This window comes from Pseudomonas sp. ICMP 10191 (genome assembly GCF_001467335.1).
Classification (GTDB): Bacteria; Pseudomonadota; Gammaproteobacteria; order Pseudomonadales; family Pseudomonadaceae; genus Aquipseudomonas; species Aquipseudomonas cerasi.
Map to the genome: position 1 here is coordinate 1 of NZ_LKGW01000111.1, position 25,610 is coordinate 25,610.

At 55.7% G+C, this 25,610-nt stretch carries 20 protein-coding genes, 1 tRNA gene and 3 pseudogenes; 19 read left to right on the forward strand and 5 right to left on the reverse strand.

Features of this window, described 5'->3' with window-relative positions:
* Positions 1-22 precede the first annotated feature (22 nt).
* On the reverse strand, positions 23-631 hold the full coding sequence (locus tag AO388_RS30030; protein WP_003364739.1) for a cold-shock protein: 609 nt from the start codon (positions 629-631) through the stop codon (positions 23-25).
* Between the two features lie 469 nt (positions 632-1,100).
* Here AO388_RS30030 and AO388_RS14140 point away from each other — a divergent pair, with 469 nt between their 5' ends.
* The 17 genes from AO388_RS14140 to AO388_RS14220 all read left to right on the forward strand — a co-directional run bounded on the left by AO388_RS14140 (position 1,101) and on the right by AO388_RS14220 (position 14,745).
* Positions 1,101-1,574 carry a Dps family protein gene (locus tag AO388_RS14140; RefSeq protein ID WP_003314356.1) on the forward strand — a complete coding sequence of 158 codons (474 nt, stop codon included), beginning with the start codon at positions 1,101-1,103 and terminating at the stop codon, positions 1,572-1,574.
* 317 nt (positions 1,575-1,891) lie between these two features.
* Positions 1,892-2,236 carry a ribbon-helix-helix domain-containing protein gene (locus AO388_RS14145; protein WP_058416631.1) on the forward strand — a complete coding sequence of 115 codons (345 nt, stop codon included), beginning with the start codon at positions 1,892-1,894 and terminating at the stop codon, positions 2,234-2,236.
* 292 nt (positions 2,237-2,528) lie between these two features.
* A complete protein-coding gene (gene aspS / locus AO388_RS14150; RefSeq protein ID WP_002554661.1) occupies positions 2,529-4,304 on the forward strand; it encodes an aspartate--tRNA ligase in 1,776 nt (591 codons plus the stop codon).
* Positions 4,305-4,421: 117 nt separating this feature from the next.
* Positions 4,422-5,168, forward strand: coding sequence for a YebC/PmpR family DNA-binding transcriptional regulator (locus AO388_RS14155; protein ID WP_003364734.1), 747 nt, complete (start codon positions 4,422-4,424; stop codon positions 5,166-5,168).
* A 130-nt stretch (positions 5,169-5,298) separates the two neighbouring features.
* On the forward strand, positions 5,299-5,823 hold the full coding sequence (ruvC, locus tag AO388_RS14160; protein ID WP_003364732.1) for a crossover junction endodeoxyribonuclease RuvC: 525 nt from the start codon (positions 5,299-5,301) through the stop codon (positions 5,821-5,823).
* Positions 5,824-5,909: 86 nt separating this feature from the next.
* Positions 5,910-6,518: a Holliday junction branch migration protein RuvA gene (ruvA, locus tag AO388_RS14165; RefSeq protein WP_003364731.1), complete on the forward strand. Its 609-nt coding sequence runs from the start codon at positions 5,910-5,912 to the stop codon at positions 6,516-6,518.
* A complete protein-coding gene (ruvB, locus tag AO388_RS14170) occupies positions 6,519-7,580 on the forward strand; it encodes a Holliday junction branch migration DNA helicase RuvB (protein ID WP_003433316.1) in 1,062 nt (353 codons plus the stop codon). It abuts the gene before it with no gap.
* A gap of 134 nt (positions 7,581-7,714) precedes the next feature.
* On the forward strand, positions 7,715-8,182 hold the full coding sequence (gene ybgC / locus AO388_RS14175) for a tol-pal system-associated acyl-CoA thioesterase (protein WP_003314364.1): 468 nt from the start codon (positions 7,715-7,717) through the stop codon (positions 8,180-8,182).
* Positions 8,172-8,867, forward strand: coding sequence for a protein TolQ (tolQ, locus tag AO388_RS14180; protein ID WP_002554655.1), 696 nt, complete (start codon positions 8,172-8,174; stop codon positions 8,865-8,867). The genes ybgC and tolQ overlap by 11 nt, the downstream gene beginning before the upstream one ends.
* A gap of 14 nt (positions 8,868-8,881) precedes the next feature.
* Complete coding sequence (tolR, locus tag AO388_RS14185; RefSeq protein WP_002554654.1) at positions 8,882-9,346, forward strand: protein TolR; 465 nt, start codon at positions 8,882-8,884, stop codon at positions 9,344-9,346.
* A complete protein-coding gene (gene tolA, locus AO388_RS14190) occupies positions 9,346-10,416 on the forward strand; it encodes a cell envelope integrity protein TolA (RefSeq protein WP_003364724.1) in 1,071 nt (356 codons plus the stop codon). The genes tolR and tolA overlap by 1 nt, the downstream gene beginning before the upstream one ends.
* A 47-nt stretch (positions 10,417-10,463) precedes the next feature.
* The gene (tolB, locus tag AO388_RS14195; protein WP_210434907.1) at positions 10,464-11,714 is read left to right on the forward strand and encodes a Tol-Pal system beta propeller repeat protein TolB; all 1,251 of its coding nucleotides are present in this window, start codon (positions 10,464-10,466) and stop codon (positions 11,712-11,714) included.
* A gap of 52 nt (positions 11,715-11,766) precedes the next feature.
* Positions 11,767-12,270: a peptidoglycan-associated lipoprotein Pal gene (gene pal / locus AO388_RS14200; protein WP_003314369.1), complete on the forward strand. Its 504-nt coding sequence runs from the start codon at positions 11,767-11,769 to the stop codon at positions 12,268-12,270.
* Between the two features lie 6 nt (positions 12,271-12,276).
* Entirely contained in the window at positions 12,277-13,095 is an 819-nt protein-coding gene (gene ybgF / locus AO388_RS14205) for a tol-pal system protein YbgF (RefSeq protein ID WP_072365720.1), read from the forward strand.
* Between the two features lie 171 nt (positions 13,096-13,266).
* On the forward strand, positions 13,267-13,914 hold the full coding sequence (queE, locus tag AO388_RS14210; RefSeq protein ID WP_003390957.1) for a 7-carboxy-7-deazaguanine synthase QueE: 648 nt from the start codon (positions 13,267-13,269) through the stop codon (positions 13,912-13,914).
* Position 13,915: 1 nt separating this feature from the next.
* Positions 13,916-14,605 (forward strand): 7-cyano-7-deazaguanine synthase QueC, encoded by a 690-nt coding sequence (gene queC / locus AO388_RS14215; RefSeq protein ID WP_003364714.1) that lies wholly within the window; start codon positions 13,916-13,918, stop codon positions 14,603-14,605.
* A 64-nt stretch (positions 14,606-14,669) separates the two neighbouring features.
* Positions 14,670-14,745: transfer RNA gene (locus AO388_RS14220), tRNA-Lys, on the forward strand.
* A gap of 599 nt (positions 14,746-15,344) precedes the next feature.
* Here AO388_RS14220 and AO388_RS14225 read toward each other — a convergent pair.
* Positions 15,345-16,494 (reverse strand): annotated as a pseudogene (locus AO388_RS14225) (IS3 family transposase).
* A gap of 205 nt (positions 16,495-16,699) precedes the next feature.
* On the opposite strand from AO388_RS14225, the gene AO388_RS14235 reads away from it, so the two are divergent.
* Entirely contained in the window at positions 16,700-18,784 is a 2,085-nt protein-coding gene (locus AO388_RS14235) for a calcium-binding protein (RefSeq protein ID WP_058416633.1), read from the forward strand.
* A 416-nt stretch (positions 18,785-19,200) separates the two neighbouring features.
* A pseudogene (locus AO388_RS27490) lies at positions 19,201-19,458 on the forward strand (TonB-dependent receptor domain-containing protein); the annotation flags it as partial.
* 333 nt (positions 19,459-19,791) lie between these two features.
* Here AO388_RS27490 and tssI read toward each other — a convergent pair.
* The 3 genes and pseudogenes from tssI to AO388_RS28690 all read right to left on the reverse strand — a co-directional run.
* Positions 19,792-21,648, reverse strand: coding sequence for a type VI secretion system tip protein TssI/VgrG (gene tssI, locus AO388_RS14250; RefSeq protein ID WP_046719777.1), 1,857 nt, complete (start codon positions 21,646-21,648; stop codon positions 19,792-19,794).
* A 741-nt stretch (positions 21,649-22,389) separates the two neighbouring features.
* Positions 22,390-23,370: a hypothetical protein gene (locus AO388_RS14260; RefSeq protein WP_046719775.1), complete on the reverse strand. Its 981-nt coding sequence runs from the start codon at positions 23,368-23,370 to the stop codon at positions 22,390-22,392.
* 472 nt (positions 23,371-23,842) lie between these two features.
* Positions 23,843-25,466, reverse strand: a pseudogene (locus tag AO388_RS28690) (DEAD/DEAH box helicase); the annotation flags it as partial.
* Positions 25,467-25,610: the final 144 nt, after the last annotated feature.

Here is a 25,610-nt window from a genome sequence, read left to right on the forward strand (position 1 = left end):
GGTTTTTTATTGCTTGAAACAATTAGCGGCGGGGCAGGGCTGCAATGACATCTTCGGCCTGCAGGCCTTTGTCGCGGTTCATCACGGAAAATTCGACGCGTTGCCCTTCGACCAGTACGCGATGACCCTCACCGCGAATGGCGCGAAAATGCACAAAAATATCGTCGCCGGAATCCCGGGAGATGAAGCCGAAACCCTTGGACGTGTTGAACCACTTTACGGTGCCGGTATCACGATTTCCCATGTCGTGGCTTTGCGGCGCGGACGAAGGGGTGTAAGACCTGTAAAAGCTGACACCCAGGTGCAGGGCGACGGCTACGATGGCGATAGCCAGGCTCACCAGAATGGCGGGTTGGCCTGCGATGCCTGGTAGAGGAACAAGCAAGGTTAGCGTTTGTACGATTACCGCAATGACAAGCAGTGCACTGACCAGATTTTGCAGATTATGACGCGGGCCTCGATTCCAGTAAGGAATGACCGGAGCGAGTATCAGGTTAAGCAGCCCTAGAAAAGCCAGGCAGATCGCGTCAGGATTTTGCAGGTAGAGAGATGCCGCTTCACTACGCAGGCTGGGTATGAAAGAGAGCAACAGGGCTGCTGCTCCCGTTACCAGGTGGACGATTTTCAACATTTTAAAAAGCTCACATGCAAGAAGGATTACAAGAAATAGCTGGTAACGCCCGGTACGCTTCTGAACAAGATGAGGCGTGATGCACGGACGCTGGGCCGGCCTATGTGCCAGCGCTGGATGACAACTCGTTGGCGACACGCCGTGTATTTAACAGCAAAGCCTGATCCTACTCAAATCAGCAATCGATAATGGTGCAGGCGCCTGTCCTGCCTTGGCATCACGCTGTCCTTTAGTGCCTCTGCAGAGGCCGAAACAGAGGGCTCTGGCGGATTTTGCTGATGATTCTTACAGGCTGGCGGGGATTTTCCGCGCCGGGTGCCCGCTGCGGCCCCGTTGGAACAGCCGTGGCATTGGTGCGAGTCGCTGTCAGCTGGCAGCATCGCACCAACGGAAAGCTGCGCCATTCGGGTTCTCTTGATAGAGTAGTGGTCTTTACTGCTTTTCAATCCTCACTAAAAGGGCATGAAACATGGCAATCGATATTGGTATCAGTGAAGAGGATCGCAAGTCGATCGTGGACGGTCTGTCGCATCTGCTGTCGGATACTTATGTGCTTTACCTCAAGACTCACAACTTTCACTGGAATGTCAGCGGGCCGATGTTTCGCACGCTGCATTTAATGTTTGAAGAACAGTATAACGAACTGGCACTGGCGGTTGACTCTATTGCCGAGCGTATTCGTGCGTTGGGCTTCCCTGCTCCTGGCACTTATTCGACCTATGCGCGCCTGTCTTCCATCAAGGAAGAAGAAGGCGTGCCAAGTGCTGAAGATATGATCAAAAGTCTGGTGCAGGGTCAAGAGGCTGTTGTCCGTACTGCTCGTAGTATCTTTCCTCTTCTGGATAAGGTTAGCGATGAGCCGACAGCTGACCTGCTGACACAACGCATGCAGGTTCATGAGAAAACGGCCTGGATGTTGCGCTCGATGCTTGAATCGAAGTAACGGCCAGGGGCGGGTGGCTTCAAGTGCCACTCGTCCCGCTCTTCAACTGTTCCTCCCTCTCGTCACCTGCCTTCATTGCGCAATCACTCGGGCAGCTCAAGGCCCGAATGTCCTGCGCTGCAGTTCTCCTCGCTTTCTTCATAGTCCCTTCAAGGTTAAACGATATTCCGCTATTTCCTGTTGCCATCTCCTACAGTGATAAGGTGTAGGGGCTTCTGGCTATAAAATCGCCAATCATGTTTTATACATCGGGACATTTATTTGTTTTTGAATATTTCTTTTGGTGTTTAAAACTCAATGATTCGAAGGTGGCGGTTATGGTGTTACGAAGTGCTGAGCGAGAACTTAAGTTGTTACATCGAGAGGTGGAAATACGCCATGATCTTTTTGTCGAGGATTTCAATATGACGCTGGCGCAGCCACATTCCAAATCCGTTCGGCTTAACGGTCTGGCGACGTGCCTGCGTCTTGAGAACGTGTACTGGAACATTCTTTCAGGTATCGCCAGTTCCAATGAATGCTCCGTTAATGCGGTATTGTCCTACATTGATCGGGAGGTTCACTTACGGTACGGGGGGGTAAAGAATTTCAGTGGCCTGATTCGTGTTGTCTGTGTGGCGCATCTTTTGAAGGGCGACTGCCTGGAAAATTCCCACGTCTAGCTTGGTTTTATCCTTATTTCTGCGGGCTCGCTCAGGCGTGCCTGCGCTGTCCCCAGCAGCGCGAGTGAACAGCGCGGCTGCGCGGGGTGGTCACAACCTTATCCGGTCGTTAATGGGTTCGTTCGGCTGCACGGTGCCAATTAACTCTATATAATCCTCCGTCTTGCTAGCGGGCGTGACTCTGCGTGGGCCAGGGCTGGCTTTAGCCTTGTGCCGGTGCCTTGTACCACTGAGCGCAAGCCAGGAGCGAAATCGCCACCGAATTCGAATTACGAGAAGTGAAAACACCATCATGATGCGCAGCCATTATTGCGGCCAACTGAACGAAAGTCTGGAAGGCCAGGAAATTACCCTTTGCGGATGGGTCCACCGTCGTCGTGACCACGGGGGCGTTATCTTCCTCGATATCCGCGACCGTGAAGGCATGGCTCAAGTCGTGTTCGACCCTGATCGTGCCGACAGTTTCGCAGCCGCCGACCGTGTGCGCAGCGAGTACGTGGTCAAGGTCGTGGGCAAGGTTCGTGCTCGTCCGGCAGGTGCCGTGAACGCGAACATGGCGTCTGGCGCCATCGAGGTTCTGGGTTACGAGCTCGAGGTGTTGAACGAGTCCGAAACGCCGCCGTTCCCGCTGAATGAGTACTCCGACGTCGGCGAGGAAACACGCCTGCGTTATCGCTTCATCGACCTGCGCCGTCCGGAGATGGCCGAGAAGCTGCGTCTGCGTTCGCGCATCACGACCAGTATCCGTCGCTACCTGGATGACAACGGTTTCCTCGACGTCGAGACGCCGATCCTGACCCGCGCTACCCCGGAAGGCGCTCGCGACTATCTGGTTCCAAGCCGTACACACCCGGGCAGCTTCTTCGCTCTGCCGCAATCGCCTCAGCTGTTCAAGCAACTGCTGATGGTGGCCGGCTTCGACCGTTACTACCAGATCGCCAAGTGCTTCCGCGACGAGGACCTGCGTGCCGACCGTCAGCCGGAATTCACCCAGATCGACATCGAAACCAGCTTCCTCAATGAAGAGGACATCATCGGTCTGACCGAGAAGATGGTTCGTCAGCTGTTCAAGGAAGTCCTGGACCTGGAGTTCGGTGATTTCCCGCACATGACTTTCGAAGAGGCCATGCGCCGCTACGGTTCCGACAAGCCGGACCTGCGTAACCCGCTGGAACTGGTGGATGTTGCCGATCAGCTCACCGGCGTGGAATTCAAGGTGTTCAGCGGCCCGGCCAACGACCCCAAGGGGCGCGTTGCCGCACTGCGTGTACCGGGCGCCGCCAGCATGGCGCGCAGCCAGATCGACGACTACACCAAGTTCGTCAGCATCTATGGTGCCAAGGGGCTGGCCTACATCAAGGTCAACGAGCGCGCGAAGGGGCCGGAAGGCTTGCAGTCGCCGATCGTCAAGTTCATCCCGGAAGACAATCTGAACGTCATCCTCGATCGCGTTGGTGCGGTTGATGGCGACATCGTTTTCTTCGGTGCGGACAAGTTCAAGATCGTCAGCGAGGCCCTTGGCGCGCTGCGTATCAAGATCGGTAATGACCTCAAGCTGCACACTTGCGAGTGGGCGCCGATGTGGGTCGTTGACTTCCCGATGTTCGAAGAAAACGACGACGGTAGCTTCACCGCGTTGCACCACCCCTTCACCGCACCCAAGTGCACGCCTGAAGAGCTGGAAGCCAACCCCGCGACCGCGCTGTCCCGTGCCTATGACATGGTGCTCAACGGCACCGAGCTGGGCGGCGGTTCGATCCGTATCCATCGCAAGGAAATGCAACAGGCGGTCTTCCGTCTGCTGGGCATTGCCGAAGACGAGCAGCAGGAGAAGTTTGGCTTCCTGCTCGATGCCTTGAAATACGGCGCGCCACCGCACGGTGGTCTGGCTTTCGGTCTGGACCGTCTGGTGATGCTGATGACCGGCGCGCAATCGATTCGCGAAGTGATCGCGTTCCCGAAAACCCAGAGCGCGGCCGATGTCATGACCCAGGCGCCTGGCGTTGTCGATGCCAAAGCGTTGCGCGAGCTGCACATCCGTCTGCGCGAGCAGCCGAAGGCCGAGTGATGCCGGGCAGGGCGTATCGTCGATACGCCCTGTATCTGCCCTTATTGAGTGAAGCTTTTTGCCCGGGCTGTTCGGGGCGAAAGGTGAAGGTGTTTCAAAAAGAATCTGGAGCGAAAAATGGCAGGTCATTCTAAGTGGGCGAACATCAAGCACCGCAAAGAGCGTCAGGATGCCAAAAAAGGCAAGATTTTCACCAAGTGGATCCGTGAGCTGACCGTTGCTGCACGTCAGGGCGGCGGTGACCCTGGTTCCAACCCGCGTCTGCGTCTGGCGCTGGACAAGGCGCTTGGTGCGAACATGACCCGTGACACCATTGATCGTGCGGTGGCGCGAGGGGTAGGGGCATCCGACGGTGATGATGTCGAGGAGCTGGGTTACGAGGGCTACGGTCCGGGCGGCGTGGCGATCATGGTCGAAACCATGACCGACAACCGCAACCGTACCGCGGCGGCTGTGCGCCACGCATTTACCAAATGCGGCGGCAATCTCGGCACCGACGGCTCTGTTGCCTACCTGTTCGATCGCAAGGGCCAGATATCCTTCGCTGCCGGTGTCGATGAGGATTCGCTGATCGAGGCTGCCATGGAGGCCGATGCAGACGATGTCGTGACCAACGAAGACGGCTCGATCGATGTGTTCACATCGTTCTCCGGGTTTTACGCGGTGCGTAACGCATTGGAGGCTACGGGCTTCAAGGCGGCAGATGCAGAAATCGTCATGCTGCCGACCACCAGCGCCGTGCTTGATCTGGAAACCGCTGAAAAGGTACTCAAGCTGATTGATATGCTCGAAGACCTGGATGACGTGCAGAACGTCTATTCAAACGCGGAAATCCCCGACGAAGTGATGGAGCAGCTGGGCTGATCGCTCACCGGTAACACCAGGTCGGAAGCCGGGGGAACGAAGCTGTGAGCAACACGCAGCTATCGGCCCCCGGCTTCTGCCTTTATGCTGCACCTATTGTTTTGCGTGACCTCCTCAAGCTGCAGGCGTTATGACTCTTATTCTTGGTATCGATCCCGGTTCGCGAATTACCGGCTATGGTGTGGTACGCGACACCGGACGCGGCTGTGTCTATGTCGCGTCGGGCTGTATCCGCACTGGCAGCGGCGAGCTGCACGAGCGTTTGCAGATCGTTTATCGCGGTGTGCGGGAGGTCATCAAGACCTACGGACCGGTGACGATGGGTATCGAAAAGGTGTTCATGGCGCGTAACGCCGATTCGGCATTGAAGCTGGGGCAGGCCAGGGGCGCGGCCATCGTGGCGGGTGCCGAAGAAGCGCTGGAAATTGCCGAATACACCGCAACCCAGGTCAAGCAGGCCGTTGCAGGAACCGGCGGTGCCAATAAAGAACAGGTGATGATGATGGTCATGCACCTGCTCAAGCTGACCCAGAAACCGCAAATCGATGCGTCCGATGCCCTTGCCATCGCCCTGTGCCACGCGCATACGCGCTCCAGTCTGATTCCTCACGGGTTGGGCACTGCGCGCAGTCGCGGCGGCCGCTTGCGGCTCTGACTGGCATTATGTGTCCGCCTATTTTCTATGATGACGGTGTTCAACTTCTTCGCGCGAGCGACAGGCAACACGAAAGGATCTGAAACGTGATTGGACGTTTACGCGGCTCTCTCGCCGAAAAGCAGCCTCCGCATCTGGTGCTGGATGTCAACGGTGTCGGCTATGAGGTGGAAGTGCCGATGACCACCCTGTACCGGCTGCCGCATGTTGGCGAAACGGTGACTTTGCACACCCACCTGGTGGTCCGCGAGGACGCGCACCTTTTGTACGGCTTCTACGAAAAGCGCGAACGCGAGCTGTTTCGTGAGCTGATCCGGCTCAATGGCGTCGGCCCCAAGCTGGCACTGGCGCTGATGTCCGGTCTGGAAGTCGATGAGCTGGTGCGTTGCGTGCAGGCGCAGGACACATCAGCGCTGACGCGTATCCCGGGCGTGGGCAAGAAGACCGCCGAGCGGCTGCTGGTCGAGCTCAAGGACCGTTTCAAGGCCTGGGAGTCCTTGCCAGGCACCTTCACGCTGGTTTCCAATGGCCCCAACCAGGCCGAGCCTGTCGCGTCGGCAGAGTCCGATGCGGTCAGCGCACTGATTTCGCTGGGCTACAAACCTCAGGAGGCGAGCAAGGCCGTCTCCGCCATCAAGGAAAAAGATTTGAGCAGTGCGGATCTGATTCGCCGTGCGTTGAAGGGGATGGGTTAAGTGATAGACGCCGACCGCCTGATAACCGCCACTGGTGGCCGTGATCGTGATGAACAGATGGACCGCGCGATTCGGCCACTGAGCCTCGCGGACTACATCGGCCAGCCGACCGTACGCGAGCAGATGGAGTTGTTCATCCAGGCTGCCCGTGGTCGCAGCGAAGCGCTGGATCACACGCTGATCTTCGGTCCGCCCGGCCTGGGCAAGACCACGCTCGCCAACATCATCGCTCAGGAAATGGGCGTGTCGATCAAGAGCACGTCCGGCCCGGTCCTCGAACGGCCTGGCGATCTGGCAGCGATCCTGACCAATCTCGAACCCAATGACGTACTGTTCATAGACGAGATCCATCGTCTGTCGCCGATCGTCGAGGAAGTGCTGTACCCGGCAATGGAAGACTTCCAGCTCGACATCATGATCGGTGAAGGCCCGGCAGCGCGTTCGATTAAACTTGATCTGCCGCCGTTCACGCTGGTCGGCGCGACCACCCGCGCCGGCATGTTGACCAACCCGTTACGCGATCGCTTCGGCATTGTGCAGCGACTCGAGTTTTACAACATCGCCGATCTTTCGACGATTGTCTCGCGCTCGGCAGGCATTCTGGGGCTGGTCATCGAACCGCAGGGCGCTTTCGAGATCGCCAGGCGCGCCCGTGGCACGCCGCGTATCGCCAACCGCCTGTTGCGTCGGGTGCGGGATTTTGCCGAAGTTCGTGGCAACGGGCAGATTACCCGGCAGACAGCCGACAAGGCCCTCAACCTGCTGGACGTCGACGAGCACGGCTTCGATCATCAGGACCGGCGTTTGCTGCTGACCATGATCGAGAAGTTCGACGGTGGTCCGGTGGGTATCGACAGCCTGGCAGCGGCTATCAGCGAGGAGCGTCATACCATCGAAGACGTACTCGAGCCCTATTTGATCCAGCAAGGCTATATCATGCGCACACCTCGCGGGCGTGTGGTCACCCGGCATGCGTATCTGCATTTCGGCCTGAACATCCCGTCGAGGATGGGGGAGATACCAGTGCCGGACGATTTTGGCGACGAGCCTGTGGATTTATAGCGATGGCTTGCAATTTATTTGCGGTCTCTGTGGTCACATTGCCAGTCCTGCCGCCGATACCTGTAACTAAGTGGCAAAAGGTTGAAAAACAGTTGCCTGACCCGATTGGCAACCTGAGGAGTAAGCTCTAGAGTATGCGCGCGCAAAACGGGGTTCAGTCGTTCGCACATCGCTGTCGCGTTTATTACGAGGACACCGATGCCGGCGGCATCGTCTACTACGTCAATTATCTGAAATTCATGGAGCGGGCTCGTACCGAGCGGCTACGGGAATTGGGCTTTGCCCAATCCGAACTGGCGCAGGAAAACCTTTTATTTGTCGTGCACTCCAGTGAGGCTCGTTATCACAAGCCGGCGCGGCTGGATGACGAGTTGCTCGTCAGTGCGGAAGTAACCGAATTGAATCGCGTCAGCCTGCGCTTTAAACAGCAGATCAGGCGGGCGTCGGATGCAACGCTGCTCTGTGAAGGGCAGTTCCTGGTGGCGTGTGTACGCGCCGATAGTTTTAAACCCCGGGCCATTCCCGAAGCTCTGCGAGCGGCCTTTGCCGACCAGGGCGGCGCGGGCATACATTCAGAGCAGGAGATAAAGCGTGGAAGCTAACGTCGTCGACCATTCCTCCATGTGGAGTTTGGTCAGCAATGCCAGCATTGTTGTTCAGTTGGTAATGCTGATTCTGGTAGCTGCTTCGGTCACTTCGTGGATCGTGATTTTTCAGCGCAGCAACATGCTGCGCGCAGGCCGACGTGCACTGGACAGCTTTGAAGAGCGTTTCTGGTCGGGTATCGATCTGTCCAAACTGTACCGTCAGGCGGGCAGCAATCCCGATCCGGACTCGGGCGTCGAGCAGATCTTCCGTGCCGGTTTCAAGGAGTTCTCGCGCCTGCGTCAGCAGTCCGGCGTCGATCCTGATGCGGTCATGGAAGGTGTGGCGCGCGCCATGCGTGTTGCCATCTCCCGCGAGGAAGAGAAGCTCGAAGCGGGTCTGCCATATCTGGCGACCGTGGGTTCTACCAGCCCTTATGTCGGTCTGTTCGGTACTGTCTGGGGGATCATGAACTCCTTCCGCGGTCTGGCGACGGCGCAGCAGGCAACGCTGGCGACCGTGGCACCGGGCATTGCCGAAGCACTGATTGCAACGGCCATCGGCCTGTTTGCAGCCATTCCGGCCGTTATTGCCTATAACCGTTTCGCCGCGCGCAGTGAGACCTTGATCAGCCGTTACTACACGTTCGCTGACGAGTTCCAGGCCATCCTGCACCGTAAAGTGCACACCAGCGAAGAGTGAGCAGGTAATTCCCCATGGCTTTAATCGCTCGAGATCGTCGCAGAAAACGCAAGCCGGTCGCCGAAATGAACGTAGTGCCCTACATCGACGTGATGCTGGTGTTGCTCGTGATTTTCATGGTGACGGCTCCCATGATCAACCAGGGCGTGAAAGTCGACTTGCCCAAGGTCTCCAGCGAGGCTTTGCCGCAAGACAACAACAATCAGGTCCTGACCATTTCGATCAAGGCTGACAAGACCTATTACTGGAACCTTGGCAGCGAAGTCGATACCGACAAGCAGATGGACAAGGCAATGACCCTGCCACAGCTGACTGCCGCAGTGACCAAGATCGTCGCTGCCGGTCGTGATGCAGGCAAGCAGACGCAGGTTTTCATTCGTGGTGACAAGACCGTCGATTACGGCTCGGTCATGGGCACGATGGGCGGGCTGCAGAAGGCTGGGGTCGGGAATGTTGGCTTGATTACCGAGGCACCCTGATGCAGCCGATTCGAGAGCCGTCCGCCTCGGAAAGCTACTTCTGGCCCAGTGTCTGGGCCGTGGCATTGCATATTCTGATCTTTGGCATGCTGTTCGTCAGTTTTGCCATGACTCCGGATCTGCCCGAAGCCAAGCCTATCGTTCAGGCAACGCTCTATCAGCTCAAGTCCAAGAGCCAGGCCACTACCCAGACCAACCAGAAGATTGCCGGTGAGGCGAAGAAAACCGCTGCGCGACAAACCGAAGTCGAACAGCTGGAGCAGAAAAAGATCGAGCAGCAAAAACAGGAAGCTGTAAAAGCTGCGGAACAAAAGAAAGAAGAGGCTGCTCAAAAAGCCGAAGAGCAGAAAGCTGCCGACGAAGCCAAAAAGGCCGAACAGAAAGCAGAGGAGGCCAAAAAGGCTGACGATGCCAAGAAAGCCGATGAAGCCAAGAAGGTTGCCGACGCCAAAAAGCTTGAAGAGAAGCAGCAGGCTGATATAGCCAAGAAAAAGGCCGAAGAAGAGGCGAAGAAAAAAGCCGAAGAAGACGCCAAGAAAGCTGCTGCCGAGGAAGCCAAGAAACAGGCTGCTGATGAGGCCAAGAAAAAGGCCGCAGAAGACGCCAAGAAAAAGGCTGCCGAGGACGCGAAGAAAAAAGCCGCTGCCGATTCCGCCAAGAAGGCGCAGGAAGCAGCCCGTAAATCCGCTGAAGACAAGAAGGCGCAGGCATTGGCCGATTTGCTCTCCGACAAACCGGAGCGGCAACAGGCTTTGGCTGACGAGCGGGGCGATGAAACGGCTGGCAGTTTCGATGACCTGATTCGTGTCAGGGCTTCCGAAGGCTGGAGTCGTCCACCATCGGCACGTAACAACATGTCGGTAACGTTGCAGATCGGGATGTTGCCCGACGGTACGATTGCCTCTGTATCGATTGCCAAATCCAGTGGTGACGGACCGTTTGACAGCTCTGCGGTTGCTGCGGTGAAGAACATTGGACGTTTGACAGAAATGCAGGGTCTGAAGCCGGCTGACTTCGCGCCCTATCGTTCATTCAAGATGACATTCACACCTGGAGATCTAGCCTTGTGATCAACCTTTTTCGAGGACTGCTGGTCGTTCTCTGTTTCGCATCCGCAATGGTGTCGGCAGAAGAAAAGAACATTCTGGTCACCAGCGGCAGTGACCGTGCAGCGCCCATCGCTGTTGTGCCTTTCGGATGGCAGGGCGGTAACGTTCTGCCTGAAGACATGGCCGAAATCATAAGCAACGATCTGCGCAACTCCGGCTACTACGCGCCGATCCCGAAGCAGAACATGATCAGCTTGCCGACCCAGGCCAGCGAAGTCATTTTCCGTGACTGGAAAGCGCTGGGTGCCCAGTACGTCATGGTCGGCAACATCACGCCTGCCGGCGGACGTCTGCAGATCCAGTACGCACTGTTCAACGTCGCTACCGAGCAGCAGGTACTGACCGGCAACGTATCGGGTACCAATGACCAGCTGCGTGACATGGCGCATTACATTGCCGACCAGTCGTTCGAGAAACTCACCGGTATCAAGGGTGCGTTTTCCACTCGTATGCTCTACGTGACGGCCGAACGCTTCTCGGAAAACAACACGCGTTACACCCTGCAGCGTTCGGATTACGACGGTGCTCGTGCGGTAACCCTGTTGCAATCCCGTGAGCCAATCCTGTCGCCGCGTTTCGCGCCGGACGGCAAGCGTATTGCCTATGTCTCGTTCGAACAGAAGCGTCCACGCATCTTTGTTCAGCACATCGATACCGGTCGTCGCGAACAGATCACCAACTTCGAAGGCCTGAACGGTGCGCCTGCCTGGTCGCCGGATGGCAGCAAGCTGGCGTTCGTGCTGTCCAAGGACGGCAACCCGGAGATCTATGTAATCAATCTGGCGTCGCGTCAATTGAGCCGCGTCACCAACGATTCTTCGATTGATACTGAACCTTTCTTCGGTAAGGACGGGTCTACGCTATACTTCACGTCGGACCGTGGCGGCAAGCCACAGATCTACAAGACCAATATCAATGGCGGCGGTGCCGAACGCGTGACGTTCGTGGGTAACTACAACGCCAACCCGAAATTGTCAGCCGATGAAAAGACGCTGGTAATGATTCACCGGCAGGACGGCTTCACTAATTTCAAGGTGGCAGTGCAGGATTTGGCCCGCGGTAGCGTAAAAATCCTCACAGATAGCAACCTTGATGAGTCGCCTACTGTTGCGCCCAACGGCACCATGGTAATCTACGCCACCCGCCAGCAGGGCCGGGGAGTCTTGATGCTCGTGTCCATTAACGGACGCGTAAGGCTCCCGCTTCCTACCGCTCAAGGCGAAGTCAGAGAACCTTCCTGGTCCCCTTACCTGAACTGACGCGGCGCTACACGATTTGCTTAACACACTGGGGTTCATTAGGAGTTTCAAGATGGAAATGCTGAAGTTTGGTAAATTTGCTGCGCTGGCTCTGGCCATGGCCGTAGCTGTAGGTTGCTCGTCCAAAGGCGGCGACAATGCCGGTGCAGGCGGTGCTGCTGTTGATCCTAACGCTGGTTACGGCGCCAACTCGGGTGCTGTTGACGGCTCCCTGAGCGAAGAAGCTGCTCTGCGCGCAATCACCACCTTCTACTTCGAATACGACAGTTCGGACCTGAAGCCAGAAGCCATGCGCTCCCTGGACGTGCACGCCAAAGACCTGAAAGCTAACGGCGCTCGCGTTGTTCTGGAAGGCAACACCGACGAACGTGGTACTCGCGAGTACAACATGGCACTGGGCGAGCGTCGTGCGAAAGCCGTTCAGCGCTACCTGGTACTGCAAGGTGTTTCCCCAGCTCAGCTGGAACTGGTTTCCTACGGCGAAGAGCGTCCAGTTGCTACCGGCAACGACGAGCAGTCCTGGGCTCAAAACCGTCGCGTCGAACTGCGTAAGTAATTTGACATGCGAACGTGCCGACGTGCTCTAACCGTTTTGGCCCTCGCCCTTCCGCTTTCAGCGTTGGGTGCGGCACCTGTGGTCGATAACAATTCTGGCTCTGGCAGCAGCAGTTATCCGCCAGCGGGTTATGGCACGTCCGGCGCCTATGCCGGGGGAGGGGTTACGGCCCCTGCCTCGGCACAAGGTCAGCTGTTCATGCAGCTGCAGCAAATGCAGGACGAAATCGCGCGTTTGCGCGGTGTTGTCGAGGTCCAGCAAAATGATATCCAGCGCATGAAGCAGGAAGCTCTGGAGCGTTATCAGGAACTCGATCAACGTATAGCCAGTGGCGCAGCCGCTCCGGCTACCAATAATTCCCAACCTGCTGGTGGCGCTATCGACGCCGGCGGGACGCCTTTGGCCTCAGCGGCTCAGCAGGCACCGGCAGCAGGCACCGAGCCTCCTGATCCGGCGAAGGAAAAGCTTTATTACGAAGCAGCTTTCGATTTGATCAAGGCAAAGGATTTCGACAAGGCCAGTCAGGCCTTCACCGCTTTCCTGCGCAAATACCCCAACAGCTCGTATGCGGGCAACGCCCAATACTGGCTGGGTGAAGTAAATCTGGCCAAAGGCGACCTTCAGGGCGCTGGTCAGGCGTTCGCCAAAGTCAGTCAGCAGTATCCGAAGCATGCCAAGGTGCCTGATTCGCTCTACAAGCTGGCTGATGTAGAACGCCGTCTGGGTCACACCGATAAGGTAAAAGGCATATTGCAGCAGGTCGTTGCCCAGTATCCGGGCACTTCAGCTGCACAATTGGCGCAACGGGATCTCCAGCGCCTCTGATGTCCTGACCCGCTGATCAAGAAAGCCGCGCTAGTCGCGGCTTTTTTCGTTAGAATCTCGCACCCGAAATTCCGGTACACCTTACGCTTTTCTGGATTCCGCGATTGCCGAGTCCCTTGAAGTGCCTGACGGAGGCGGACGGCCTGTTTAGCTGTTACGCCCGTGGCTGATATGCAAGACACATTACGCATCACCGAAATCTTTCACTCGTTGCAGGGTGAAACCCGTACGGCTGGCCTGCCCACCGTATTCGTACGCCTTACCGGCTGCCCGTTGCGCTGTCAGTACTGTGACAGTGCCTACGCGTTCAGTGGCGGCACCATTCAGACGCTGGACGACATCCTTGGACAAGTGGCCTCCTATCGCCCTCGTTATGTCTGCGTCACCGGTGGCGAACCTCTCGCCCAGCCCAATGCCATTCCGTTGCTGAAGCGTCTTTGCGATGCAGGCTATGAAGTGTCTCTGGAGACCAGTGGTGCTCTGGATATCTCGGCGGTGGACCCTCGTGTCAGTCGCGTAGTAGACCTCAAGACCCCAGGGTCAAAAGAAGTCTCGCGTAATCGCTACGAGAACATGGAACTGCTGACGGCCAATGATCAAGTTAAATTCGTGATCTGTTCGCGCGAGGATTATGACTGGGCCGTTTCCAAGCTGATTCAGTACGGTCTTGATCGTCGTGCGGGCGAAGTTCTGTTCTCGGCCAGCCACCACGAGCTCAAGGGCCGTGATCTGGCGGACTGGATCGTGGCTGATAACCTGCCGGTACGCCTGCAGATGCAGTTGCATAAAATTCTTTGGGATGACGAGCCGGGGCGCTGATATGAGTGAATTGACCAAGACTGAAAAAAGAGCCGTGATCCTCCTGTCTGGTGGTTTGGACTCTGCGACCGTCGTAGCCATGGCACGCGCCGAGGGTTACACCTGTTACACCATGAGCTTCGATTACGGCCAGCGTCATCGCGCCGAGCTGGATGCCGCTGCACGCGTTGCCGGTGATCTCGGTGCCGTGGAGCACAAGGTCATCGGCCTGAACCTCAACGGTATAGGTGGCTCGGCATTGACCGACAGCTCGATTGCCGTGCCTGAGTCGCCTTCTGAAGGCATTCCGGTCACCTACGTACCGGCACGCAACACCGTCTTCCTGTCGCTCGCCCTGGGCTGGGCAGAGGTCCTGGGCGCGCGGGATATCTTCATTGGCGTCAATGCCGTGGATTATTCGGGTTATCCGGATTGCCGTCCCGAGTTTGTCGAGTCATTCGAGCGCATGGCCAATCTGGCTACCAAGGCCGGTGTGGAAGGGCAGGGCTTCACCATCAGGGCGCCGCTGCAGAATCTGAGCAAGTCGGACATCGTCAAGGCAGGCACTGCGTTGGGAGTCGATTACTCGCTGACGGTTTCCTGCTACCAGGCTGACGACCAGGGTCGTGCCTGTGGCAAATGCGACAGCTGCCGTTTGCGCGCAGAGGGCTTTACCGCCGCCGGTATCGCAGACCCGACTCGCTATTTTTAAAGTTTTTTAAAAAAAGGTGTTGAATTACTCATAAAAATCAGTAATATACGCGCCACACAACAGAGGGTCGTTAGCTCAGTTGGTAGAGCAGTTGGCTTTTAACCAATTGGTCGTAGGTTCGAATCCCACACGACCCACCATTTCGAAAATCTGGAAGGCCCATGAAAATGCGGATTTCCAGGTTTTTTTTTGCCTTGCAGATATCCGGCCTAAGGTGGGTAGCTGATTGGGCTTCCGTCACGGCATTGAGGCAACGATCTGTAAGGCAGCTGGCTAGTCTTTCGAAGCTGAAGGCAGGCGATACCGTTTGAACGCGATGCCACCCAGACAAGCAGCCGTCTGTCGCGAGAAATAGCGCCGGCAAGCCGTGATGTCAAATTGCAAGGCGGAGTGCAGCTTCAGAGCTACTGGAGGCCACGCATATTTTTTCATCCTGACGCAGTGCGTGGCTGTTATCGGCTATCTTGCACGTCTACTGAAACTGAATACATGCTCTGGCGAGCGCTCATGATGATGGCATTTAGGGATCCGCCGCACCGTCGACTCACTTTACAGATCCACTGCTCCAAGGGATCCTGTAATAGCCGTCGGGCGATTGAATAGATGCCTTGCCTTCGCTGATTGTGTCTATGTCTTCTTCGGCTGCAATCTGAACAACCATCTCGCCAGCAGCATTTTCCCTGATCCAGCGAGCAATATCCTCCAATTCGCCGAACTCATATGAATCGCCCCGGATTCTCTAGACACCTTGCAAGCTCATTGCGTAACGTTTTTCAAACTCTACCGGTGACAGCTGATTGTTGAAACCATGGCGGCGTTTTGGGTTGTAGAACATCTCGATGTAATCGAACACATCACTACGAGCATCTTGCCGTGAGGTGTAGATTTTCCGCTTGATTCGTTCCCGTTTCAGAAGCTGGAAAAAGCTCTCAGCCACGGCGTTGTCATGACAATTGCCTCGGCGGCTCATGCTGGCAACCAAATTGTTTGCCTTCAAAAAACTGCGCCAATCGGAGCTGCTGTACTGGCTGCCCTGGTCGGAGTGAACCATCACCTCTTGTTTCGGTTTTCGCCTCCAAACCGCCATCAATAACGCATCAATGGCCAAATCACTGGTCATCTGCGACTTCATTGACCAGCCAACGACCTGACGAGAAAACAGATCCAGCACCACCGCCAAATACAGCCAGCCTTCATACGTACGAATGTAGGTGATGTCGGTGACCCAAACCTTGTTGGGTTCCACGACATCGAACTCGCGCTTCAGTAAATTGGGTGAGGCGACCGCTGGCTTACCGCCGTACTTTCCAGGGCGACGTCGATACCCTGTCTGAGAGCGCAGACCTTCAAAACGCATCAACCTCGCCACACGATGCCGACCACAATCTTCACCGACCTCGCGCAGGTCGTCATGGATTTTGCGATAGCCATAAACTCCGCCGCTCTCCAGCCACGAGTGCTTGATCAAACCCAGCAATCGCTGGTCGTCTTTAGCGCGTGCAGATTGCGACTCAGACAACCAAGCGTAATAACCACTGGGATGGACTTTCAGCGTCAGGCAAAGCCGTCGAATGGAGTAGTCGCCCGCGCGCTGCTTGATAAAGGCGTACTTCAGCCGCACTCCTGGCAAAGTACGCGGCGGCCTTTTTTAAGATGTCTCGCTCTTCAGTGACCCGCTTGAGTTCCGCTCGCAGACGACGCAGTTCAGCGTGCTGATCATCGTCTTGCTGCCGTTCTACCTGAGGTTTGCTGTAGTGCTTTATCCAGGCATAGAGGCTATGCGGCGACACGCCAAGACGCACCGCCACATCAGCGACAGGCAGCTTCTTTTCGGTCACTTGATTGACCGCTTGGATTTTGAATTCTTCGGGATAACGTGGGTTGCTCATGGCACCTCCTGATTGGCCTCAGTTTAAGGCATGGAGGTGTCTACGAAACCCGCGGCGATTCAATATGCACTGAGCGATGCTCGCACTGCGATTGTCGGCAAAGCTTAAACCGTTCGCATTTATTCATCTTGCCAAGGTCGGATCCACAGGATCCGTGCAAGCCCCTTCCCAATCCGTTCGGGTTCCATGCCTAAAGGACAATGTCATGGCGTCAATCGATAGCAAGGCCACCATCAACTACACCGTGCGAACAGGCCCGGGAACAGTGCAGGTCGACCCATCCTCGGGTGGCGATTCAAACTGGAGCATCATCCTTCAGCCTGACGGCAAAATCCTTGTCGGTGGCGAAAGCTTCCAGACTGCCATTGGCTATCCTGGCTCGCCGGGCGATGAAAGCTATGGTACGCGCGGCAGCTACACGGCGGTGCGCCTCAACGCTGACGGCAGCCTGGACAACAGCTTCGGCCAAGAGGGAATTGCCCTCGTGCCCGGCAACCTGGACCCGGAAGATTATGCTTACTACGTAATGGCGGTGCAGGCCGACGGTAAAGTGCTATCAGCACAGCCAGGGCTTGGCGGTTTGAAGGTAGAACGCTTCAACATAGATGGCACTCTGGACACCACTTTCGGCAAAGGCGGCGCGGCTGGCCTTGATGTACCGATCGGCGCTGATGGAATGGCTATTTCCGCCACAGCAGATGGCTCGGTGTACGTCAGCCTTCGCGGCACGTCCCAAGCGATCGTGTTCAAGCTGGACAGCACCGGGGCGCCGGTCGAGGATTTCGGTGCCAACGGCGCACTTCTCCTCAACCCGACGGGGCATTACGGCACCGGTAATATCGCCACCGTTGTGCAGACCGACGGCAGCTTATTGCTCGGCAGTTGGCTGTATGTGGGCGCCGACGGCCCCCACGACCCGGGCGATCCGGTTTATACCGTTCAGCGACTTGTAGCCGACGGCAACCTGGATACCGCGTTCGGTGTGGACGGTGTGGTGTATTTTGATACTGCGCTGGGGCTGGACTACCGGGCTGCGATAACCATGCAAGCCGATGGCAAGATCATCGTGGCCGGCGAGAGTAACGACAATAACGCCTTCAACGTACTGCGGCTGAATGCGGATGGCTCGTTCGACACCTCCTTTAGTGACGATGGCAAGCTGACGATCCAGGTGCCCCAAGGCGCGAAGAACTATGCCCACTCGGCAATCGTTCAGCCGGATGGCAAAATCCTTATCGTCGGCGACGTGATCACCCGACTGAACGCCGATGGCAGCTTGGACACCACCTTCGGCAGCCAGGACGGCCAATACCACGTGGACGGATCCAGCCAGGCCAACCACCTGATTGGCAACGACACAGCCGAGATTATCCGTGGCCTGGGCGGAGACGATGTGCTGCAAGGCGCGGGTGGCCGTGACGTGCTGGCAGGCGGGACGGGCTCAGATATTTTCCGCTTCACCCAGATCAGCGACAGCTACCGTACCGCTACCGAAACAGGCAGCGACCGGATTCTGGACTTCGACGCCTCTCAGGACCGTGTCGATCTGATTTCGTTGGGCTTTACCGGCATTGGCGATGGCCATAATGGCACGCTGGCCATCCAGGCCAACGCCGAGGGCACGCGCACATACCTGAAAAGCTTCGATGCCGACGCCAACGGACAGCGCTTCGAACTGGCGTTCGAAGGCAACTTGACGGGGCAGTTTAACAGCACCAACCTGGTGTTCACGGCCCCCACCGTCGAAGGAACGGCTGGCAAGGACGTAATCACGGGAAGCGCAATGTCGGAAGTCATCTATGGCCTGGCCGGCAACGACCGTATCGACGGCGGCAGAGGCTCGGATGTGATCATCGGAGGCGCGGGCGCCGACTTGCTGATCGGCGGCGACGACCCGAACCTTTCTGTCTCTGGCCGTAATGGCATCAATGACGCTGACGTATTCCGCTACACGGCAGCCACTGACAGCTACCGCACGGACAGCCAGAGTTTCGTGGACCTGATTGTCCGGTTCGCAAACAACAACGACAAGATAGATGTGTCGGCGCTGGGTTACACAGGGTTCGGTGACGGTACCGGCACTACACTGAAGATGGCCTATAATGCGGATCTGGACCGCACCTACCTCAAGGATGTGGAACCTGACGCTCAGGGCCATCGGTTTGAGATTGCCCTCACCGACGACTGGACCCAGGATCTGGGCAACAACGATATGATCTTTGCGCCAACCGCGCAGGTGTCGATGGTGGGTGTGGCTAGCGCGTTCACCCAATCACCAGATATGGTGTAGCTGGGCAGAACATTGATGGGGTTCTGAGCAGTGGTGAGGGTGGCTGGCGCGCCTTTGGGCTTGCTGGCTGCCGTTATCCAGGGCGACGCTATTCTGGACAACAGCCACTCCACGAACTCATAAAAGTCGTTCTAATGCCCGCCACGGCCTGATGTCGATCCAAGGGTTGCTCAGCACGAGGATTCGATATTCGCATTCACCAAAATCACGGATCCCATTTATGAGATCTCGATTTTCTTTCAGCTCATCCTTTCTGATTATGTTGTCGCTGACAGGATGCGCAGTCAGTATGGATCCTCCAAAGCGCGATCAGCTTGGAGAAAGCGCGCTTTACGGCAGTTGGCGTGTTGCAGGTGTAGCAGTATCAGACTCGGGCGTGCAAGCACTAGAAGATAATGATCCGAGCTTCATGGGTCAATGTGCTGACGACGGAAATCGTCGGCGGCGTGAATACCGGTTTCACCGTGGCGTCGGGCGAACAACAATAGCGTGGCATCGAAGCTGAGATCAAGGCGCGGCTGGATCAGCACTGGGATCTGATCGCGTCCTACACCTACACCCACGTCGAAATTACTAAGAGCAATCGCGGCGACGAAGGCAAACGCCCGGCCAACATGCCCAGGCACATGGCGTCCACCTGGTTGAACTACACCTTCAACGACACCCCCCTCAAAACCAATGCTATAAAAAGAATAAACTGTGCTGTCCAAGGGGTTGTAAGCAGGTACTTGAACTTTGCGGGGAAGCGTTTAATCTCTTCGATATCCGCCAAGCCTCTTTTTTTGCCTAGACCTGGCACCCACAGATAAAAATAAGTCATGCTGCAACGCATGATTTTCCCCAAAAGCCCCGCATTTGAGAAGGCCATCTTGTTATGTTCTACAAACACACAGCTGGGGAGGCAGCGTTCAAGTTTTTCGGTATAAGCGTGTGCGATATAAAAAGTAGTGCACATCATCATAACGATCGATAGAGTAATCACAGTCGCTATTAATCCTACATCCACGTCAGTCGTTGACTCTGACCGGCGCACCGGTGATTTGAGTCGTACCCTTGCTCACTGTGGTAATAGCGTTGCCCTTGATCTCAATGCCATCCGGCGTGAGGGTGATGCTGCTTTCCCCCACTTGGAGAATGATGTGTTGCTTGGCGTTGACCTGGATGAACTGGTTATCCACCTGAATCGTCAGTGAGCCCTCCTGAACGTTCATCACAGTGTCTTTCTTGATGATCTCGGTTTGCCTGCCATCGACAGTCATCGTGCGGTTGTTGCCAACTTTATGGGTTTCGTCGACCTCGATCTCGGTGTCCATGTTGCGCTCGGCATGCATGATGAGTTGCTCGGCGCCGGCCTTGTCTTCGAACCGGAAAAAATTCGCCGTCCCGCCGTCGCCCTTCATCGACCGGGTCAAGAAACCACTCTGAGTCTTGTTCGCCGGAAGCGACCATGGCGGGGTATTCTGGCTGTTGTAGAGGCTGCCCATGATCAGCGGACGGTCAGGGTTGCCGTCGAGAAATACAACGACGACTTCGTCTCCGACACGGGGTATCTGAATACTGCCGAAGCCGCCACTTGCACCGGACTGGGCGACGCGTACCCAGCAAGAGCTTTTGTCGTCGAACTGGCCGTTGCGATCCCAGTGGAACTGCACCTTCACGCGGCCCATTTCATCGGTGTAGATCTCCTCACCAGGGGGGCCAACGATAATTGCGGTTTGTGGGCCGTTAATTGAGGGTTTGCGAGTTGCTAACTGAGGCCGATAAGCAATTTTTTTGCGAACACATACAAATTTGTTGAGGTAACCGGCCTGATCACCAGTCAAGTAGTTATTACTACCTACATGGTCAACCGATATGATTAAGAACTGCCGGTTTTCAGAGGTGCCAGCATCGTGTTCGTAGTGCTGGGTCAGCTCGAACGTATAGCCCGGCTTCATGGCGCGACAGTTGCTATCGCCATAAAATGTTTTACCTAATAACTCCAAGGCCTCAATCCGGCTACGGACCATTGCCTCACCATCCTCATAGTTTCCATGAGTATACTGCCCTGGGAAATCGTATATCTCAAAACTGTCGATGTCTCCCTGCTGATTCATACTCTGCATGGAGACTGGCAGCGCATTATTTGGCTGGCGGTAATCAAAGGTACGTACGGAAATTTTGCCAGACTGCAGTTGGCGAGTCGCACTCCACTGGGTAATCGAGTCAGCCGTCTCGGTCACTGAGGCTGTGTGAAAACGAATCTGAGGCTGCTCCGCTAGAGGCACTAATGTGCTGGAGTCATCGACCACAACCATCACGTGCGAGTCGGCAGTGTGCTCGAAATAGTAAAAAAGCCCCTCATTTTCAAGAAGTCTCTGTACAAAGTTGAAGTCGCTTTCGCGGTACTGAGTGACATAGCTATGATTTTTTAAGGACTTGCTCAGGCGAAATTCGTACTTTGGAAATGCTCCATAGCTGCCAAATACCTCAGTTAACACATCTTGAACTGTTTTATCTTGAAATGTTCGCGTGTCAAATCTACAGGTAAGCATCCATAACCACGGCCCAAGTACCGCACTGTAGCGAGAAAGCCCTCCATCGCTACCTTGAGTACTGAAGCGGTTCACGTAGCCGTTTATGTATCGTATAGAACCATCGGCAAGTTCGATTTCCACGGTCGCGGGGCGGCCAATGAGTGACTTTAGCTTCACATCGGAACGCTGGCTTAGTAGCGCCAAATTTAGCTCGAAAAGTCGGGAGAGGCTTTCTGAACCAGAAAAATGCTCCAGCAGCATTTCCTCATCACCGCCGGACGCAAATGTATTTAGCTTGAAAAGCCTTTTATTCTGCGGGCTCAGCATGGAAAGAAGGTCTGTCAACATTGTACGCTCCTTGAAAACTAGCTACTGGCAAAACTCATCGGTCTACCTTGGTAACGAAGATGCGGCCAAGCCAAGACGCCGCGCGCCTTGAACGAAGCTCTTCCACATTCATGAATGTGTATTCCTGATGTTCTCTTGCCTCTTGATCCTTCAGACTACGTAGGGATGAGATACTGGTACGATGGTAGAACAGCATAAATAGGGCAATAACTATAAATAGAAAGACGAGCAGCATCGCTGGCGATCTATAAGCGTGGAAAACTGGATAAATCAATATTCCCAGGCCGCCCCCAACAGTGCCGAGTGCCCAACGATTCTCCTGCTTTGGCTCAACGACCTCCACGCGCTGCGAGCGTACGACCAGAGACTTTCTAGGACTCCGCCATACACATAATAGCGAATAGATAATCGTGCAGAGAACTAGAGGTATACAACTGATCAATAGCGACGTGCCAAGTCCCAGCTTGAACTGCTTGTAGGTTGCGACTAACGCCATTAAAAATGCGAATCCAGGGGCAACACCCAGATTAGTAAACAGCCTAAGACTGGCATACTTACTAAATCTTTCAGTCCGGTACGCGCAGTCAACACACCAGTAAGTTATCCACATTACAAATACAGCGGAGGGAATAGTCAATATGCTGGGTACGACAGCCGCCGAAAACACAGCCAACATGGTGAATAGAAACCAAGCGCCCCATATGGTGGCTAAGTATCGATGCGGTTCAGTATTGAACATTATTAGTCTTTTCCTGTCAGCAAATTACCAAGAGAGGTACCCCACCCGCTTACATCGTCGCTCATAATAATCTGTATTGCGAGGCCCACACCTAATCCAATCGCAATTATTACTACCGCAGGCGCACTCACGGTCGCACCAAGCGCCACTCCACTTGCGAAAACTAAAGCATTCGTGGGCTGGCTATAGGCAGTTTTCTCTAAAAAATCCCTGCCACTAGTGGCGCTGTTTATATCCATAACCAATTGTGGGCCGAACGCGAGAATCGGGCCGGCGGCTTTCCCGACGAGCATCTTCCCAACCCCTCGCTGACTGTACAAGTCGCCGTCGACATGCGCAGTCGATCTTAACGCCTTGGCTGTATTGTATGCCGGGACATGAATCGTATTACCTACGACCTTACCGCCCACTCGATAGATACTAGCTTTGGCCGTGGCTGGTATTTCAAAGTATAAGTTACCACCTACGCGAATTAGCTTGATCCTGCCACGAAAAGCCCGATGAGCAGAGACACTTCCTGGCTTTCCACGGGAGGCCGCCCATTTTTTAAGCTGCGTCTTTGTCGACTTACTAAGATCGAGTAAATTTTCAACCTTGGTTGCTTTCGAGCCTGCATGGAGGATTCCGCCCACGCTCGCAAGCGTGCCTGGCAGGTTAGCTGTAGAAAATAGCAAAGGGCCCACGACCGGAATTTTTTCCGCCTTCTCCTTGAGCTCCAAAAACTGTTTTGCTGCTATGTGAGGGGCTTTTTTTAGCTTACCAAACAAGAAAATCAGCGTCGTGTAGTAGTCTTCGGTTTCTTCAGGAGAAAGCTCAGCTTCTGGAGAGCTAAGCTCGTTGATGAGAAATTCCGCAGCACTTAAATCGTCAGTGGCGTAAGTGCCTGCGATGTCCAAGGATGAGGGGAAGGCCCTAGCGGCAACAACACTTGGCCATGGCAATGACCCTTCGCCCAACAATCCTTGCTGGGAGCCTGTGCCCATGGGATCTGCAGCTGTACATGGATAGAGTCCATTACTCACGACCAACCTCCTTTTAAATGCTGGCTCAATGCAAATTACCGTCCAGCAATAGCAACAAAACAAGGCCACCCATCGTAACGAAAGCCTCTAGAAACCAAGATGCATTCGCCACTGGTCAGAACCGCAGCCCGGAGTCACTTAGGCTTCTACCGAGCAATACTGGCCGCTTGCACGCATCAGTACTGCGTTTTCAACCCGAAAGCTATGCTAAAAGCAGCGGAAATCCGTAAAACCAAAACTTCAGCAGTTCCCTTGCTTCAAGTCTACCCTAGGCGACTAGCGATCACTGCACCCGGCAGTGACTGCTCAGACATGCTTAACGCGCGAAAGTGCCATCAGTGTCGGAAAAGAAGGATTCGTCATAGTTGCCTAAAACTGTCGGCCGCACTGAAAAAATCATAGCTGCTTTGTCACACCCCTCCATGGGAAACAGTCAAAGCATCCAGGCCAGGGTCTGCTTGCTCAGCTCTTCCGCCTCTGGATCGATCAGATCGCTGGCCAGGGCGCGCTTGTCCATGAGCATCTGCCACAGCTGCTGGTCGATAGTGTCCTCAGCTAGGGGGATTTTGACGACAACCACGCGCAACTGCCCATTGCGATAGGCTCGATCCTCAGCTTGGTCCTGCAGCCCCGGTGTCCATGGAAGCCCCAGAAAAAAGACATAGTTCGCGGCTGTCAGGTTGTAACCAGTGCCGGCGGCCGACCGGGTGCCGATAAACACCCTGCAGTCCGGGTCCTGCTGAAAAGCATCAATCGCCTTCTGTCGCTTCTTGGGCGAGTCACTACCTACTAACGTTACGCACCCCACGCCCATCTTGAGGCAGTGCTCACGCAACGTGGCCACGGACTCCTGATACTCGCAGAAGAGGATCACCTTGTCGTCCACGTCCAGCTCGGCCATCAGATCCGCGAGGATCCGTACCTTCACGCGCTCGAGCAGTTGGCGCAGTGCGCCCAGCCTTGCGAATCGGTGCTGGTCGCTGCGCATGATCTGGTTGTACTCGTCACGTTCTACCTGGCTGAGTATCACCGGCACAGTCTGGCGCTGCTTCCCCTTCAAGTTGGGCAGCACATCCTTGCGGCGTCGAAGCATCCAGTCAGATATTTCATCTCTAAGCGTCTTGCGAAACTCAGGACTGCCGGCGAATCGCTCGCAGAACTCATTGAGGGGCAGTTGTCCGATTGGATGGCCCGAAAGCCTCAGCGTGTGTGCAGCTCCGCTTCGCGATTGAGCACTGGCGTGCCCGTTAACAGTTAGCGGTTTTGTACCTGGGCAGCAATGTCGAAGCCGTGGCGTGTCCACGCTGCAGTGGGTTCCTTGAGTCGGTGAGCCTCGTCAATGACCATCACCGCGAAACGGCTCGCGTGCATGACAAAACACCCAGCCTCTCGTAGTTCACGATGATCCAGCCAGCACTGGCATCAAAGGTTTGCATAGCGATCTGAGCTTGGGGAAACACCATCAGGATCTCGCGCTGCCAGTTGATGATCAGGCTGTTGAGCACAATCACCAGCACCGGTTTGCCTTGGGCGCGTATACCAGCTGCAATCACCGCCTTGCGAGTTTTGCCCAGCCCCATATCGTCGGCCAGCAGCGCACTCGTGCGCTGCAGCAGGTGCCTGATACCTGCTGGCTGATGTTCCATCAGCGAGAACCCTCCCAGCGCCTTATCGATCTCGGCGCTGGTCAGCTCGGTGTTTTTGATGGATGGGACAGATGCCAGGTAGATACCTGAGTCTGAAACTTCCTCTTCGCTTTTGGTCGACTCCGGAGAGTGACCACCCAGACTGATGCTGGTGACCTCACTCACCGCCTTGACCGACCCGTCAGCGAGCAACTCCTGCAACGTGTCCATAATTTCGAACTGATCTTCGGCCAAACCCAGTTCCAGAATCAGGTTGCTGCGAACCAATTCTGGTGTGCCCTGCACCCGCCAAGCTTTGCCCGCCGAGAGGAACACCCCACGCATGCGCTTGGCGATTGCTACCGCACCAAGGTGAAAATCACCCGACAGGATCACACCACCTTCTGCCAGCGGCGCGAGCCGGAACTTCAGACACTGCCTTATATCGTCCGTTTGATGCATGAAGCCTCTGTGGCAGTAGACGTTTCCCCCACATGCCCCCTTGATTGTCAGACCACCGGCCTTTCACCAGCTGGAAGTCGGGGCTTGCGTGTGCGCTTTTCGGGAACTCCCTGC

Coding starts and splice junctions, on each gene's coding strand:
- AO388_RS30030 (WP_003364739.1), bottom strand. CDS start 631: ATGTTGAAAATCGTCCACCTGGTAACGGGAGCAGCAGCCCTGTTGCTC.
- AO388_RS14140 (WP_003314356.1), top strand. CDS start 1,101: ATGGCAATCGATATTGGTATCAGTGAAGAGGATCGCAAGTCGATCGTG.
- AO388_RS14145 (WP_058416631.1), top strand. CDS start 1,892: ATGGTGTTACGAAGTGCTGAGCGAGAACTTAAGTTGTTACATCGAGAG.
- aspS (WP_002554661.1), top strand. CDS start 2,529: ATGATGCGCAGCCATTATTGCGGCCAACTGAACGAAAGTCTGGAAGGC.
- AO388_RS14155 (WP_003364734.1), top strand. CDS start 4,422: ATGGCAGGTCATTCTAAGTGGGCGAACATCAAGCACCGCAAAGAGCGT.
- ruvC (WP_003364732.1), top strand. CDS start 5,299: ATGACTCTTATTCTTGGTATCGATCCCGGTTCGCGAATTACCGGCTAT.
- ybgC (WP_003314364.1), top strand. CDS start 7,715: ATGCGCGCGCAAAACGGGGTTCAGTCGTTCGCACATCGCTGTCGCGTT.
- tolR (WP_002554654.1), top strand. CDS start 8,882: ATGGCTTTAATCGCTCGAGATCGTCGCAGAAAACGCAAGCCGGTCGCC.
- tolA (WP_003364724.1), top strand. CDS start 9,346: ATGCAGCCGATTCGAGAGCCGTCCGCCTCGGAAAGCTACTTCTGGCCC.
- tolB (WP_210434907.1), top strand. CDS start 10,464: ATGGTGTCGGCAGAAGAAAAGAACATTCTGGTCACCAGCGGCAGTGAC.
- pal (WP_003314369.1), top strand. CDS start 11,767: ATGGAAATGCTGAAGTTTGGTAAATTTGCTGCGCTGGCTCTGGCCATG.
- ybgF (WP_072365720.1), top strand. CDS start 12,277: ATGCGAACGTGCCGACGTGCTCTAACCGTTTTGGCCCTCGCCCTTCCG.
- queE (WP_003390957.1), top strand. CDS start 13,267: ATGCAAGACACATTACGCATCACCGAAATCTTTCACTCGTTGCAGGGT.
- queC (WP_003364714.1), top strand. CDS start 13,916: ATGAGTGAATTGACCAAGACTGAAAAAAGAGCCGTGATCCTCCTGTCT.
- AO388_RS14235 (WP_058416633.1), top strand. CDS start 16,700: ATGGCGTCAATCGATAGCAAGGCCACCATCAACTACACCGTGCGAACA.
- tssI (WP_046719777.1), bottom strand. CDS start 21,648: ATGTTGACAGACCTTCTTTCCATGCTGAGCCCGCAGAATAAAAGGCTT.
- AO388_RS14260 (WP_046719775.1), bottom strand. CDS start 23,370: ATGGGCACAGGCTCCCAGCAAGGATTGTTGGGCGAAGGGTCATTGCCA.